Origin of the sequence: Algibacter sp. L4_22 (genome assembly GCF_023473045.1) — a bacterium.
GTDB lineage: Bacteria > Bacteroidota > Bacteroidia > Flavobacteriales > Flavobacteriaceae > Algibacter.
In genome coordinates this window covers 77,087-92,397 of record NZ_JAMCOK010000005.1, presented here as the reverse complement: position 1 = coordinate 92,397, position 15,311 = coordinate 77,087, and the positions used below count along the sequence as shown (strand labels likewise).

14 protein-coding genes are annotated in these 15,311 nt (G+C 32.7%); 1 reads left to right on the top strand and 13 read right to left on the bottom strand.

The features are described 5' to 3' along the window. Window positions 1–17: 17 nt before the first annotated feature. Complete coding sequence (locus M4I23_RS13895) at window positions 18–743, bottom strand: NUDIX hydrolase (protein ID WP_249754827.1); 726 nt, start codon at window positions 741–743, stop codon at window positions 18–20. A gap of 175 nt (window positions 744–918) precedes the next feature. On the opposite strand from M4I23_RS13895, the gene M4I23_RS13890 reads away from it, so the two are divergent. Continuing rightward, window positions 919–2,388 carry a mannitol dehydrogenase family protein gene (locus M4I23_RS13890; RefSeq protein WP_249754826.1) on the top strand — a complete coding sequence of 490 codons (1,470 nt, stop codon included), beginning with the start codon at window positions 919–921 and terminating at the stop codon, window positions 2,386–2,388. A 73-nt stretch (window positions 2,389–2,461) separates the two neighbouring features. Here M4I23_RS13890 and M4I23_RS13885 read toward each other — a convergent pair whose 3' ends face one another. The 12 genes from M4I23_RS13885 to M4I23_RS13830 form a co-directional block, all read right to left on the bottom strand. Beyond that, a complete protein-coding gene (locus M4I23_RS13885; protein ID WP_158848376.1) occupies window positions 2,462–3,343 on the bottom strand; it encodes a carbohydrate kinase in 882 nt (293 codons plus the stop codon). 1 nt (window position 3,344) lies between these two features. Continuing rightward, the gene (locus M4I23_RS13880) at window positions 3,345–4,841 is read right to left on the bottom strand and encodes a mannitol dehydrogenase family protein (RefSeq protein ID WP_249754825.1); all 1,497 of its coding nucleotides are present in this window, start codon (window positions 4,839–4,841) and stop codon (window positions 3,345–3,347) included. Window positions 4,842–4,853: 12 nt separating this feature from the next. After that, entirely contained in the window at window positions 4,854–5,822 is a 969-nt protein-coding gene (locus M4I23_RS13875) for an ABC transporter permease (RefSeq protein ID WP_249754824.1), read from the bottom strand. A gap of 25 nt (window positions 5,823–5,847) precedes the next feature. Then, the gene (locus tag M4I23_RS13870; RefSeq protein ID WP_158848370.1) at window positions 5,848–7,371 is read right to left on the bottom strand and encodes a sugar ABC transporter ATP-binding protein; all 1,524 of its coding nucleotides are present in this window, start codon (window positions 7,369–7,371) and stop codon (window positions 5,848–5,850) included. A gap of 18 nt (window positions 7,372–7,389) precedes the next feature. Then, window positions 7,390–8,454 carry a substrate-binding domain-containing protein gene (locus M4I23_RS13865; RefSeq protein ID WP_158848369.1) on the bottom strand — a complete coding sequence of 355 codons (1,065 nt, stop codon included), beginning with the start codon at window positions 8,452–8,454 and terminating at the stop codon, window positions 7,390–7,392. 41 nt (window positions 8,455–8,495) lie between these two features. Next, entirely contained in the window at window positions 8,496–9,368 is an 873-nt protein-coding gene (locus M4I23_RS13860; RefSeq protein ID WP_249754823.1) for a hypothetical protein, read from the bottom strand. Between the two features lie 357 nt (window positions 9,369–9,725). Next, window positions 9,726–10,790: an oxidoreductase gene (locus M4I23_RS13855; RefSeq protein WP_249754822.1), complete on the bottom strand. Its 1,065-nt coding sequence runs from the start codon at window positions 10,788–10,790 to the stop codon at window positions 9,726–9,728. 110 nt (window positions 10,791–10,900) lie between these two features. Then, complete coding sequence (locus M4I23_RS13850) at window positions 10,901–11,569, bottom strand: SCO family protein (RefSeq protein WP_249754821.1); 669 nt, start codon at window positions 11,567–11,569, stop codon at window positions 10,901–10,903. Between the two features lie 4 nt (window positions 11,570–11,573). After that, window positions 11,574–12,191, bottom strand: coding sequence for a toxin-antitoxin system YwqK family antitoxin (locus tag M4I23_RS13845; RefSeq protein ID WP_249754820.1), 618 nt, complete (start codon window positions 12,189–12,191; stop codon window positions 11,574–11,576). 11 nt (window positions 12,192–12,202) lie between these two features. Then, on the bottom strand, window positions 12,203–13,003 hold the full coding sequence (locus tag M4I23_RS13840; RefSeq protein WP_249754819.1) for a YHYH protein: 801 nt from the start codon (window positions 13,001–13,003) through the stop codon (window positions 12,203–12,205). Window positions 13,004–13,161: 158 nt separating this feature from the next. Beyond that, complete coding sequence (locus M4I23_RS13835) at window positions 13,162–14,595, bottom strand: CotH kinase family protein (protein ID WP_158848361.1); 1,434 nt, start codon at window positions 14,593–14,595, stop codon at window positions 13,162–13,164. A 2-nt stretch (window positions 14,596–14,597) separates the two neighbouring features. Then, window positions 14,598–15,260, bottom strand: coding sequence for a DUF2490 domain-containing protein (locus M4I23_RS13830; RefSeq protein WP_249754818.1), 663 nt, complete (start codon window positions 15,258–15,260; stop codon window positions 14,598–14,600). Window positions 15,261–15,311 lie beyond the last annotated feature (51 nt).

The following is a 15,311-nucleotide window of genomic DNA, read 5'->3' as shown; positions in this document are numbered from 1 at the left end:
TTTAAAATAAACAAAGATTATACATTAACGATAAAATCCTTTTCGGAGACTTTATCATACACATCACGGCTAAAAACATATAATTTAGATGGTTTTTTAGCCGTTCCTTTTTTAGTTTCATTAAGTGGAACGATATATATTTTTTTTAATACTTTTTTTCTGAAATTCCTATTATCCAACTCAATTTCCAAAACTGATTCAAAAGCAAATTGCAATTCATTTAAAGTAAATTTATCAGGCATTAAGTCAAAAATTATAGGCTCTACCATAATTTTTTGTTGCAAATCCTCATGTGCGTCTTTTATAATTTTACTATGATCGAAGCCTAACTCTGGCAAAGCATCGATAAAAAACCATTTAAATTCTTTTTCATTAGCCTCAATACAATCCATTGGTTGTGCAAAATAATAGGCAATCGTCATCGATTGCGTTTTTACTCCATGACTGCGCACCCAAAGTAAATCTTTATCAGATTTTAACCGTGTTGGATTTCCGTATGTTCTAAATTGAGTTCTATTAAACTCATTATAGCCTGTTATACCTTTAAAAATAATATTAGCAGATTCTTCCAAAGTTTTACTAATAAAAACTCGGCCACCAGTAAGCATCCAGTCATCAATTACCGGATAATTTTCATCAAACATATTAAGTGTTCGTTTTCGTAATAAAACGTTTAAACCGTCCTCATTCAACCCGAAAATCACACAATCTACAGATACATTATCTCGCTTCCTAAAATCCATTTTTCTTCTTCAAAAATTCTAAAATAAAAAAACAATAAAACATTTTCTTATTCTGTAATATACAATGAAACCGCAAATTTTCAATGTAAATCAATATTTTTTTATGTAAATTTAAAAAGATTTTAAACGCTTAGACAATACCAACAACAACATGCCGAATTCTTTATATTTAAACATGGAAAATATAGAAGCGATAAAAGAAAACGCCTCTACACCTTTGTTTGACAGAGATCAAGTTAAAACGAGTATTGCACATATTGGAGTAAGCAATTTTCATCGTTCTCACCAAGCAAATTACATGCACGATTTAATTGAAAAACATCATGAATTAAATTACGGTATTTGCGGTATTGACTTATTAGATTCTGATCGAAAAACATACAATGTTTTAAAGGATCAAGATGGGTTTTACACCTTAATTACAAAAGATGCCACCAGTTTACATAAACCTAAAATAATAGGTTCTATTATCGAGTATTTTTTTGGGCCAGAAAACCCAATGGCGGTTATAGAACGTTTAGCTAACCCAGATATTAAAATTATATCGCTTACTATTGCTGAAGATGGCTACCATTTAAATGAAATAACAGGTGAATTCAACCAAAAACACCCAGCAGTTGCCGAAGATATTGTTAATCCTTTTAATCCAAAAACTGTTTTTGGCTATTTAACACAAGCTTTTAAATTACGAAAACTTCGTGGATTGCTAGGTTGCACTATTCTATCTTGCGACAACATAAAAAATAATGGGGATACCATGAAACAGTCGTTTTTAAATTATGTAGAAAAAAACGAACCAGATTTATTGCCTTGGCTAAAAAACAATACCACTTTCCCAAACACAATGGTAGATAGGATTACACCTATAACGCACCATAAAGATCTTGATACTTTAAAAAACGATTTTTTTATAGAAGACCAATGGCCTGTGGTTTGCGAATCTTTCACAGAATGGGTTATTGAAGATAATTTTTATAACGAAAAACCAAATTGGGAAAAAGTAGGTGTTCAATTTGTGAAAAATATTGCGCCTTACCAAAACATGAAATTACAGCTTTTAAATGCCGGGCATAGTGTTTTAGGTGTTTTAGGCACATTGCATGGCTATAAAACTGTGCAAGAAGCAGCCAATGACACTGACTTTATGCTGTTTCTAGAAAATTTCATGGATCTTGAGGTTGCTCCAATTTTAGTTAAAGCAAAAAAAATAGATATAGCAGAATACAAAACTACACTAATTTCTAGATTTAAAAACCCAAATATAAATGATAGCTTGTCTAGGATTTGCAGTGAAAGTTCGGCAAAAATTCCGATATTTATTTTATCAACTTTAAATATTCAACTTAAAGAAGAAGAAAATGCATTTAACAGAATAGCCTTTATTATAGCTGCATGGTGTAAATATAATGACGGTATCGACGATCAAGGAAACCATTATAACATTGAGGATTCTATTAGTAATACATTAATTAGAATGTCGGCGCTCTCACAACAACACCCTCTTAAATTTTTAGAAATAAAATCTATTTTTAAAGATTTAAGTTCGAATATACTTTTTACTACAAAATATTTAAAATACTTAAACTACATAAGGACGCATAATATTAAAGAAAGTATTATAAATTTCAACGCTAATTTGATTTAAAGTTATAAAAGAAGAAAAGCTTTATGACCAAATTCATAAAGCTTCTCAATCACTATTAACAAAAAACAAATTCTTAACTATTAATCATTTTTTCAATAGCGTCCTTTTTTATTTCTGGATTTGCACCTTCGCTGCTCGCTACAATTGCGCCTACGGCACATGCAAAGTTTAAAGCTTCTTGCGGTGCGTTTTTATTTAATAATTGTGTAATAATAGATGCCAAAAACGAATCGCCAGCACCTACAGTATCTACAACCTTAACTTTATAACCACCGTTATAATAAAACGTGTTGTTTACATACAAAATAGCACCACTACCTCCTTTAGTTACACAAATAGTTTTTGCAGCTGTTTCCTTAGATACAAACTGAATAATCTCCTCTAAAGATTGAGATATAAAACCTAATTCTTTCGCTATTTCAATAATTTCATCGTCATTAAACTTGACAAAATCGGCCTGACTCATTAAGTACTTAAGCACCTCTACCGTGTAATACGGAGGCCTTAAATTAACATCAAAGATTTTATACTTCGCTAATTTTAAAAGCTCGTAAAGTGTCTCTCTCGAAATATCATCGCGAGCAGCTAAACTCCCAAATACAAATGCATCGGAGTTAGAAACTATAGTTTTGGCTTGATTGCTAAGTTCTATTTTATCCCAAGCTCTAGGAAACATAATATCATAAGATGCAGAGCCTTCTTCATCTAAAACCACTTTTACTTTCCCAGTTTTATTTACCGAATCGATTTGAACACCTTCCGTATTTACCCCTCTAGTTTTAAAAAAATCAAGAATTTCAGCTCCTTTTTCATCTTCACCAACACGGGAAACCATAGACACATTGTTCCCAAAAGATTGCAACCTAACAGCTACGTTTAAAGGTGCTCCTCCAATTTTTTTATGGGTTGGAAATACATCCCACAATACTTCTCCAAAACAAGTGATATTTGCCATTTTATATAAAATTTACACGATTCGTATTTATTTCCAAAATACACTTTTCAACACCGTTTTTCACGATATCTTTATATGCACACGTAAATGCTTCTGAAAAAGGTTTAGAATCTTTTAATTTCCCGAAGATAGATTCTATTTTCAAGAACTCAATAGGGGCTACTTTTGACGCTATAGCCTTTTCATTTAAAACAGACTTCATTGCATCTTTAATATTTAAAGCTTTTCCTTTTTCATCTTTACCCAAACTGTAAACAGCCCATGCCGCAGTTACAAAAGCTGCATGCTCAACATTACCATTTGATTTTAGCTGTGCATTTACTGTTGGTAAAATAAATATCGGAAATTTAGCCGAACTTTCTGAACAAATTCGATCTATTTGATCTTTTATATAAATATTACCAAAACGTTGAAGTAATGACACCTCATAACTTTCAAGATCAACACCCTTTAAATTATTTAGAATAGGCGCTACTTCCCTACCCATATATGCTCTTAAAAATGCATTTATACTCGGGTTATTCGCTGCTTCATCTATAGTATCATAGCCCATTAAAGCACCAAGAATTCCTAAAACTGAATGCCCTGCGTTTAATAATTGAAGTTTCATTTTTTCGTAAGGCTCTACATTTTCAACAAATTGAGCACCTACATTTTCCCAAGTTGGTCTACCTGCAATAAAATCATCTTCAATAACCCATTGCTTAAAAGGCTCGCAAACCACTGGCCAAGCATCATCAATTCCCGATGTTTCTTTTAAATTTGAAATATCTACAGCACTAGTAGCCGGTGTAATTCTATCGACCATAGCGTTTGGAAACGACACGTTTTTTTCTATCCAAGATACCAATTCTGGTTCTGCAAATTTCACATAACTTAAAAGCATTTTTTCGGTCATATGCCCATTTCCTTGAATATTATCACAGGACTGAATTGTACAACCTTTTAAACCACGTTCTTTACGTAGTTTTAATGCTTGCGTTAAATAACCAAAAATAGTTTTTGGTGTTTCCTTATGTTCTATATCGTGTTTAATTAACGGGTTTTCGAAATTGAATTCCCCCGTAGCTTCATCATAATTATAACCTCCTTCAGTAATAGTTAAACTAATAATTTTAACCTCTGGACTTGCCATTTTTTCAATCACTTTCATTGGGTTTTCAGGTGCGTATAAAACCTCAACAATAGAACCAATAATGCGTTTGGTTAGCGACCCATCCAATTCTTTTACAACCAATGTATATAAACCGTCTTGTTCTTTTAAAGCATTATATATTTTAGTATCAAAATCTAACAATGCTACACCACAAATACCCCAATCTTTAATTGATTCGTTATGCAATAATTGATCGGTATAAAGCGCCTCGTGCGATCTATGAAACCCACCAATACCAACATGCACAATTCCTGCCTTTACGTTATCCCTGTTATATTTAGGGATAGCAACCTCACCCTCAAACCTTGTTAAGTTCTGGTTATTTAATTTTAAATTTTTCATTTTTTATAAGTATTATTTGCTATCAAAACGTTGAAGTAATACAGCAAAAATGATGATAGCTCCTTTTACAACTTGCTGTGGATAAGACGGTACATTTAATAGATTTAAAATATTACCAATTAAACCTAAAATAAGCACACCCATTAATGTATTAATAGCAGATCCTTTTCCTCCATTTAAACTTGCACCACCAATTACAACGGCAGCAATAGCATCTAGCTCCCAAGCCATACCCATATTTGGAGACCCTAAATTAGTTCTAGAAGCTACAATTATAGCAGCTGTTGCAGCTAAAGCTCCAGAGATTGCATAAACTAAAAACTTGTATTTATTAACCTTGATACCAGATAAACGCGAAGCTTCTTCGTTACTTCCTATGGCAATTATTAATCTACCAAATACGTTGTAACGCAGCATCACCATAGCAAAAATCACGATTAAAAAGAATACAATGGCAATATTTGGAATACCAACTGTAGAATTATTTGCGAAATTTGACATAAATTCACCTCCTGGAGTTTTAAATGTAATTGGAGATCCTTTAGAGTAAATAAACCCTAATCCTCTAGCAATCGTCATTAAAGCCAAAGTAGCGACAAATGGTGCCATTTTTTGATATGCGACCAGATAACCCGAGACGCTTCCTAAACTAAAACCAATAATAATGGTTAGTAAAATTGCTAGTGGTAAAACGACAACATTAACCAAAATAGCAAAAGTTACCGCTAATAATGCGACCATGGACCCCACGGATAAATCGATGCCCCCAGTTAAAATCACAATTAACATACCGATACTAATAATACCAATACCTGATACTTGTTTTAATAAATTTGAAAGATTTGTTGATGTAAAAAATACATCGGAAATTAATGCTGAAAAAATAACCAGCAATACAAAAATGAAAATTGTATTATGTTTTACGATAAACTTAAGTATGCCTCCCGGGCTACTTAGTTGTTGTTTTATTGTTAATGCCATGACTTTGTTTTTTGGTATAGTTTTGTTAGACTACTAATTTTAGTGATTCGCCAATAGAATAGCGCAAAATGTTTTCTTCGGAAAATTTATCTTTGGTTAATTCTCCGTAGATTGTACCTTCATGCATGACCAAAATACGATCTGCAATACCCATTATCTCTGGCATATCGGAAGAGATAACTACAACCCCAACGCCTTTTTTGGCGACTTCATTAATAAGGTTATAAATTTCAATTTTGGCTCCAACATCTACGCCACGAGTAGGTTCGTCAATAAAAATAACTTTACTATCAATACTTAACCATTTAGCTAAAGCTACTTTTTGCTGATTTCCACCACTTAGGTTTTTAACGTCTACCTCTGAGCTTGGTGTTTTTATGCTTAATTTTTCAATTAAACCTAACACATTTTTATACTCATTCTCAACATTAATAAAGCCTAGTTTCCCCGAAATACCCGTAAAATTGGTTACACTAATATTTCGTCTAATTGAAAGTGGTAAAAACACACCATCTTCTTTTCTGTCTTCTGAAACAAAACCAATTTGATGCCCAACAGCACATACTGGTGTATTTGTTACTATTTCTTTTCCGTTTAAAATTAAAGTACCAGATTTCTTCTTATGCGCTCCAAAAATAAGTTTCGCTGTTTCCGTTCTTCCACTTCCACCTAAACCTGCAATTCCAAGAACTTCTCCAGGACGTACCGAAAAGGATACATCGTGAACTAAAGTATCTTTTGCTGTTAAATTTCTAACTTCAAAAATTGGAACTTCACCTATTTGAACATCACGAGCAGGATATAAATCTTTCAATTCTCTCCCAATCATTAAACGAATAACCCCATCGGTATCCGTATCTGCAACCGCCATTGTTCCTGTATCTACGCCATCTCTAAGCACAGTAACAGAATCTGCTATCTTAAAAATTTCATCTAAATGATGTGAGATATAAATAATCGAAATTCCTTTTGCTTTTAATTTGAAAAGGTTGTCGAATAATTTTTTAGTATCCGTTGGATCGAAAACCGTAGTCGGTTCATCTAACACTAAAACTTTAGTATCTTCGGAAAGCGCTTTGGCTATTTCAACCACTTGTTTTTGAACGATACTTAAATCTCTAACTCTTGCCGATGCATCAATTTCAAAACCTAAAGAATCAATTAATTCCTGAGCATCTTTAGTTATCTGTTTCCAATTCATCCAAAATTTACTTGCACCAAGTTTGTGCAGATAAATATTTTCGGCTACCGATAAATCATTCACCAATGATAATTCTTGATACACAACACTAATTCCTAAAACCTGGCCATCGTGAGTGTTTTTTGGACTAATTTCTTCTCCATCTAAAATTACTTTTCCATAATCTTTTTGATGCACACCACTAAGAATTTTAACCAAAGTAGATTTTCCCGCACCATTCTCGCCAAGTAAAGCGTGAATCTCACCAGGCTTTACTCTTAAGTTTACATTTTCGAGTACAGAAACCACACCGAAACTTTTAGATATTCCGATCATTTCAACTCTATATTCACTATTCGAAGTTTTCATATAAACTAGCTTTAGAGATTAAAATAAGGCTTTTGGGTTATAGTATTTAGCAGCGTTTTCTTTCGTAATTAATAAAGGCGCTGTAAATGATGTTTTCTTAAAATCTCTTTTCCCATTCATATATTCAATAGCATAATGAACAGCATTTTTACCAATTTGCACTGGACTATTCATAGCCGTACAACCATAAAAATCTGTATCCATAATATATTTAATGGCTTCTTTTTGTCCGTCGGCACCAGCAACAATTAAAATATCGTCAGTTTTACCAGCTTGAGCAATGGCTTTAATAGCTCCTAAAACGCAAACATCAGACTCTGTAATTACCACATTAATATCTGGATGCGCTACTAAAATATCTTCCATCGCTTTTAAACCACCAGCATAAGACCATTCGGTATAAGCTTGAGTTGCAATGTTTAAATCAATTTTACCTTGCGTTCTTAATTGCTCTTCTGTAATACCTTGTAATAAACCTTGTTTGCGAGTTCTTCCAACAGGGTTACCAGCGTTACCACTCAATAAAGCGATATTCATTTTAGTACTTCCCATTTTTTGAACAAGCCATTCTCCTGCTAACTCACCATTTGCCAAATTATTAGACTGAATAGTAGTTACGTAATCCGCGGAAGGATCTATAGAACTATCGATAATAAAAACTGGAATTCCAGCTGCTTTTGCTACTCTTGTAACTCCAACCAAAGCATCAGGATCTTTTGGGTTCAACAATAAAGCATCAACACCTTTAGTTATTAAATCTTCTACCGCAGCTATTTGTTTATTAATATCATCTTGACCATCCGCAGATAAAAATACCATACCATTTTTTTCTGTATTCGACTTAATACTTTGCAATAATGCTTGGTAATACGGCGCATTTAAAGACGGTGTACAGTACCCGATTTTCTTTCCTGTTAAATCGACATTACTTGCAACAGTAACGCCTGTCTCTTCAGCAGAATTTACTGTAGCACTTGTAGATCCTGTTTCTTCTACACAACTAGATAAATTAAAAATTAAAGCAAATACCATTAATGGTTTAAGGATTTGCTTTAGAACGGATGTTTTGTTTTTTGTTTTCATAATGAATGGTTTAAGGTGTTATTTTATTTAGTTATTGATGATTAAAAAATTGTAAAATCTACTTGAAGTACTGTTTTCTCTTTTTCTGGATTCCACATTGCCGTAACTCCAATTGGCAAATTATAGTTACCTAATTTAACGTTTTTACTAAAGGTTGCCCCTACGTTTATTAAATTCCCTGCTCCTTCTGTATAAAATGTTTTATCTGTAACAAAAGACCATGCGCCACCTGCAAATAAAGATAAGCTAGAATCGTCTTTTTCCCATACTTTACTACTAACTTCAAAATAATGTGTCCAAGAATTTTCTAAAGACCCGTCGGTTTGCACTTCGTAATCCCCAGAACCTCCATTAAGAATAGTTGCGAAATATAATAAGGTATTTGGAGTAACATTATACCCAAAGTTAAGATCTACAAAGTTGTACCCTTGTGTTTTATCATAACTCCAGTAATGCAATACATCACCACGCTCTTCTACACCTGTGTAGTTATTGTGAGTAACCGCTTCGATAAAGAACTTATCAGAAAAACGATATTTTGTATAAATAGAGAATTCTTGATAATGAGCACCAACATTTTCACCTGTAATTTTATTAGTAACATCTACTGTTGTTAAACTCGCACCGCCCCATACTCCAAAAGTAAATTTAGCATCTCTTGAATTAAACTCTAGGTTAGTTGCAATCATAGCCCCTGGGTGCACCACAAATCCATGCCATAAGTGCATGTTTTTTACATGAGCTCCCGCACTAAAGGCTTTGTAATCATCATTTACTAAATCGTCTTGCCCTTGAACAGTATTAAAACTAATAAAAAGTACAGCTAATAATACTATTTTAAAAATGTTTAAACTCACGCCAAGTTTAGAAAAGGCATTAAAGTTTTGTCTAATTTTTTGTTGTGGTAGTTTCATGATTTCAATATTTAGTTTAGTTATTTTATAAAACGTACTTTGGACGTTTGTTTGACAAATATAGATAAATATATCTTATATTTCCAAACATAATCTCAACAAAACCCTATAAAACAATGAATTACAAAAGGAAAATACATTAAAAGTAACTTAAACCCCTAGCGAAATAAGGCATTTAACGTACTTTAAACGTTTTTTAAAAAAATGTAAAATATTCAAAAATAATATATCAATTTTATCAAATTCTAAATAAATGAGGTTTATTTTAACAGAGTTAACAATTCTAAAAATAAACAAAAAACACTAATTTTCCTACATAAAAAGAAAAATCACATATTATAAATGAAGAAAAGTCGTCTATTTAAAGCAAAGCTTAGATACCTTACCTGCTCCTGCTGCATAAGCGACAGAATCACTAACAAATCTTATAGTATAAAAACCTTGATCGCTAATATGTTGCCATGTATTACCAGCATCATTAGAAACATCAACACCTTTAAACCCGACAGCAACAAGCTTTTCCCCGTTTGAGTTAGGAATGTATTGCACACAACTTCGATATCCAGGATTTCTACCACTAGCAACAAGTTGCCATGTTTTTCCACCATCGGCAGTTCTAATCTTGTTTGCCACATTATTTTCTGGCTGCGTATAATCGCCGCCAATAGCAAAACCATTCAGTTTATCATAAAAATCAATAGAATATACACCTGTTGTTTCTACTCCTTGTATAACAGGTGTTTCAATAGCCTCCCATGTTTTTCCTTTATTAGAGGAATATAAAATTCGACTAGACTTTCCTCCTGTTGCTACCCAAGTACTGTTTCCAACAATAGCTATATTAGTATCACTTGCAGCGAAAGCCGCTTCACCTTCTTTAGCTTTAGGCAAGTTTTCGCAAGGAACTTTACTCCAATTATTACCACCATCTCTTGTAATTATAATACTCAAACACCCATCAGTAGGGTCTCCAATAGCAATTCCTTCTTGATTGTTCCAGAAATCGAGCGCATCATAAAATGCTTTTGGATGATTCTCTTGATAAACAAGCGTATTCTCATCATTTTTAATTTTATACAATCGTGCAGGACTTTCAATAGATAAGGCAAAACCGTTTTTTGAAGTTAATGCAAGCGATCGAAAATTATTCTTTATAGAATCTGGCGCTATAGCAATGGGGTATACCACGCTTATCTTATTGTCTTGTTTACTTTCGAAAATATGCCCAGCCTTTCCGCTTGAAGTTAAAAAGAAAGCACCGTTAGTTTCTTTTACAATCTCCAAAGCTCTAACGTTTAAAAGTGAATCTTGTAATATATGTTCAATTTCAACAGAAGTTATATTTTTAGTTTTAATGTTTTTTACATTTCCGCAAGAAAGCAACAACACAACAGATAAAATAGTAAGGCTCATTTTCTTCATAAACACAAATTTACTTAAAATTAAAAAGACTCCAGCATTACGCATGGAGCCTTTAGAGCTATTAAACAAAATTTAATTTACTACAAAAATTTGACTGACTCAAATAGTTATTAAATTTCCTTTTTCAAAGCTTTAACATCTGTTATTAATTGAGCCATAGAAGCTCTATTTAAACCATTATAAATCCCTCTAATATGTTTATTCTTATCTATTAATAAGAAATTTTCGGTGTGTAAAAAATCATCAATACTTTTTACTTCTCCTAAATCACTTTCAACAAAATAATGATCTCTTCCAAGAGCATAAATTTCATTTCTACTACCTGTTACTAAATGCCATTTATTATCTATAACATCATTTTTATTAGCATACGCACGTAAAACACTAACAGAATCCGTACTTGGCATTACCGAATGCGATAACAACAAGACGTCTTCGTCGTTTTTAAATTCTTCTTGAATTTTCGCCATATTACCCGTCATTTTAGGACAAATACCTGGGCATGTTGTAAAAAAGAAATCGGTTACATAAATTTTATTTTCAAAAGTATTTTGAGTAACTGTTTCTCCTGACTGATTTGTTAATGAAAAATCTGGAATTTTATGAAACGTTTTTTCTTCTTCCGTATTTGGCGTTAACCAATGTGGCGTAAAAGATTCATCGTTGTAATACGGTAAATAATCTACTCTACTGTTTTCTTCAACTTTAATATTTTCTTTTTTAACTTCATTCTTACAACCTGTAAAAACCAGCAACACTATAATAAATAGATATTTCATAACATTATTTTTTCCTAATAACTACTTCATCTTCTAATCTAACACATGAGGTTGCTCTTCTCATACCGAAAACACGACCATTTTTAGCTTCATAATTAACATACATTTTGCCATTAGCTAACCAAGCTTTTTGAAAACCATGTTCTTTTCCATCAACAAAATTTCTTAATTTATTCAATTGCCCATCTGAAAACCATTTTCTTTCAACACCTTGCTTAACGCCGTTTTCGTAATAAGTTTCACCTGACAAAAGGCCATTTCCCCACCAGGTCTTATAACTACCTACTAACCGATTATTTTTATAATAAGACTCTAATTGAAGCTTATCGTTTTTAGTCCAACGTTTGGCAACACCTTCTCTTTTACCATTATAAAAACCCCATTTTTCTTCTAAAACGCCATTTGGGTGGTACTTTAAAGAATAACCATTATAAGGCTTATCGCTATAATACCAGATGCCTTTATTTCCATTAAGAACCAATTCTTCTTTTAAAACTTCAACACTATCAATAACGATTAACTCATCTTCACCAACAACGGCATTAACTGTTTTGTTAGATATACCTTTTTCACAACTCGTGATTGATAAAGCAATAAGTATAAAAAAAAGAATTGGTTTCATATTTTTTAAATTTAGTATCCTTGAAATGGTCCTGCAAAAAGAACATACGCAGGTGTATACGCATAATTACCTGCAGCATACACTTCATTAATAATATGATAATGATACTCCTCTACACCATCTGTATATTGCGTAACGGATGTATGACCACCTGAAGCATCTAAATCTGTAGGCGTTCCTCCTGTTGAACTACACTGTCTTCCATAAATAAAAACACCATCTAGCAATATACCAACTAAACTATCATCATCACTAGTAATCGGTGTAGGCTCTAAATGATAATGATACACACCAGGGCCTTTATGAGCTCCAGCCCAATCTAAACTTCCGGCAGCTTCATCCAAATCTCCTGCACCCTCTTGATCATTAAATATAGACGCTCCACTAACCGCTATACCAATAGTATTTAATTGTGTTGCAACAGTTGCCCCTGTTAAGTCTGGCGTAGCATCAACTGTAAAACTTGCAGCTTCACCTTGTCCACCACCTATATAAGTGCCTTGAGTTGTTTTTGAAACATCTGGCTCATCTATATAAAGCGCATTATCTGTTTCCCAATACACTGAGGTATGGTCTGGATACCCTGTTGTTTCAATATAGACTTCCGTACCATCATCAGATAAAATAGCCGTAACCGCATCTGAATTAAATGCTGCAAAAGCAGCATGTAATTCTGTTACTGCTTCTCCTTCATCATCATTATCAGCTTCTTCAGAACTGCTATCCTCACTACTACTGCACGCAAGTACCGACATTAATATCAAAGCTAAAAAGCTCGAATACGGTACTATTTTTTTAATTTCCTTTTTCATTTTTAATATTATATTTAAAGTTATACTATGTTGATTATATTTTTTAGATGCCATTCTAAAAATAAACTTGCGATATTTTATTTTTTTTTATTTATATGAATAAAAAAACACCCTAAAAACATAACATTTAAAGGGTGTTTCATCAAAAAAAAACAATTTTATTCGTCTAAATAACTAGACACAGCAGACGCTCTACTAGACACATGACTTTTTAATGTATTTATTGCAGATTGAAAATCGGAACTCGAACTTAAAAAAGTATACCCATCTACCTCTGAAGTCGCAGCTTCTTCTAACAAAATAGCATACGAATCGTATAAAGCTTGCATAGTTGTAGTATTAAAAGGCCCATCTACAACTTCCTGAACATAGGTATCATATTGAGCTTTATAAACTTCATCGCTATACAAATACCCTATTAATGGCCATGAAGAAGAACTTAAACCTTGAAAATTTAAAGCGTATGAACCGCCTTGATTTCCTGTTTGAAGCGCTTCATTATTATCCCAAGGAATCCAATTTAATTTCCCTGTATCTGGGTTATTATATAAAAAATAATTATGCGTCATTCTACCATAAGTATCCCAGTTTTGAATAACTGTATTTACAGCTAAATATTTTAAAAATACATCCGTATCAAACACGGTTTCTAAACTTGCTCTCCATGCCGCTGCATCGGAAGTTCTAGAACTATCATGCAAGACATCTAATAAGTTTGCAACATCAGAAAAATCAGCTTCATCTTCATTCGTTTTTTTAACATACTCATCCTCATCATAACTTCCGCTAGCAAAACTTGCTGCATCACCGTCAGGCTTATATAAATTTCCGTCGTTATCACTGTATTGTGTATCTATAACGGTATCATCTACCTCCTCAACCATAGTATATGCCCCAAAATACTCGGGTCCATCACCATGATCTACATAAACCTTGTAAAATGCCGTATGCGAAGCCACTAAACCAGCGTTTCTAAAAATATCTGTTGCTACTTTTTCGCGTAACATAGATTTGTCTAAATAATTATTTTTAAGACTTAATTTTTTAAAACCATAAAAACGTTGGTTTTTTATTTGTGGGTAATCATCTTCAAATTCATCAAAATCCAATTTAAATGATAATTTTAAAATACCCGAACCCCAAGAACTTGCTAAACTCGAATTACCTTTAAAACGAACGCCTACTTTATACCATTCAATATCATTATAAAACACTGAAGCAGGAACAAAAACAGGATTTTCATCTGAAAAACTATTACCTCGAGACCTTCCAAAAGTTCCATATAAATCTTCCATATCATCCATCATAACATCCCAATTATCTTCCGATATTACAATATCTATTCTTTTTACAGCATCATCTTCAAACACCTCATCGAAATTAGGATCTGCATCTTTAGAGTGCGTATCGACCGTCCAGTCTGTAGCTTCAAAATCTGCATCATCGATTACAACTTCAGTCTCAGCTTCACTAGTTTCATCTTCACTATCAGTAATAGACTCTTTACTCGAGCAGCTTATAAGTAAAAACAGTCCCATGGTTATTATACTCAAAAAAGCTATTGTTGTTGTTTTTAAATTAATTCTCTTCATAATTATTTGTTTTTGATTGTATATATAAATTTTAAGCCAATAATATTGGTAACATCGGGTAAATCCACGTTTAACTCTTTTTCAAAACGATAGAAAACCCCAATTTTTCCAATTTTTTTAATTTTATAATCGGTACCAAACGTTAATCTGTATTTACTAAAACCATTATCATCCTCCTTTTCAAAATGATTAAATAATTCTGCGGAAAATTTAGGATCTAATTTCCACTTTTTAATATTGTATTCTATAGATGCTTTTAGTCTAATATTTTGATTGGCGTAATCTCCCTCTGCTGCAGAAACGCCTAATTCATTTTTATTCTGATAGCGTAAGCGGTAACCAAGAGTGAAATTATCTACATCGTGTTTATAAGTCGCATCGATATTATACCTAAAATGATTTTCGTAACCCTGAATATTTCCTTGATTATCATTTTGACGAATATACCGAACCCCTCCAGCGAGATTAAAACCTTTAAACAGTTTATATTCGGCACCCAACTGCGTAAAATATTCGTCTACAACAGATATATTCTCTTTTAACCGAAGTTGCTCTTCTAAACTAAACGTCCATTTTTTATCTAATTTATACTCTAAACCTATAGTATTCCAAGATCCCCAATCACTATCTCCAGATTGTCCAAAACTTAAATAACCGCTAAGCATAATAATTAGTGTAGTATTTAATAAAAAACACCGCCTTAACTTTATATGTTT

Coding starts and splice junctions, on each gene's coding strand:
- M4I23_RS13895 (WP_249754827.1), bottom strand. CDS start 743: ATGGATTTTAGGAAGCGAGATAATGTATCTGTAGATTGTGTGATTTTC.
- M4I23_RS13890 (WP_249754826.1), top strand. CDS start 919: ATGGAAAATATAGAAGCGATAAAAGAAAACGCCTCTACACCTTTGTTT.
- M4I23_RS13885 (WP_158848376.1), bottom strand. CDS start 3,343: ATGGCAAATATCACTTGTTTTGGAGAAGTATTGTGGGATGTATTTCCA.
- M4I23_RS13880 (WP_249754825.1), bottom strand. CDS start 4,841: ATGAAAAATTTAAAATTAAATAACCAGAACTTAACAAGGTTTGAGGGT.
- M4I23_RS13875 (WP_249754824.1), bottom strand. CDS start 5,822: ATGGCATTAACAATAAAACAACAACTAAGTAGCCCGGGAGGCATACTT.
- M4I23_RS13870 (WP_158848370.1), bottom strand. CDS start 7,371: ATGAAAACTTCGAATAGTGAATATAGAGTTGAAATGATCGGAATATCT.
- M4I23_RS13865 (WP_158848369.1), bottom strand. CDS start 8,454: ATGAAAACAAAAAACAAAACATCCGTTCTAAAGCAAATCCTTAAACCA.
- M4I23_RS13860 (WP_249754823.1), bottom strand. CDS start 9,368: ATGAAACTACCACAACAAAAAATTAGACAAAACTTTAATGCCTTTTCT.
- M4I23_RS13855 (WP_249754822.1), bottom strand. CDS start 10,790: ATGAAGAAAATGAGCCTTACTATTTTATCTGTTGTGTTGTTGCTTTCT.
- M4I23_RS13850 (WP_249754821.1), bottom strand. CDS start 11,569: ATGAAATATCTATTTATTATAGTGTTGCTGGTTTTTACAGGTTGTAAG.
- M4I23_RS13845 (WP_249754820.1), bottom strand. CDS start 12,191: ATGAAACCAATTCTTTTTTTTATACTTATTGCTTTATCAATCACGAGT.
- M4I23_RS13840 (WP_249754819.1), bottom strand. CDS start 13,003: ATGAAAAAGGAAATTAAAAAAATAGTACCGTATTCGAGCTTTTTAGCT.
- M4I23_RS13835 (WP_158848361.1), bottom strand. CDS start 14,595: ATGAAGAGAATTAATTTAAAAACAACAACAATAGCTTTTTTGAGTATA.
- M4I23_RS13830 (WP_249754818.1), bottom strand. CDS start 15,260: ATGCTTAGCGGTTATTTAAGTTTTGGACAATCTGGAGATAGTGATTGG.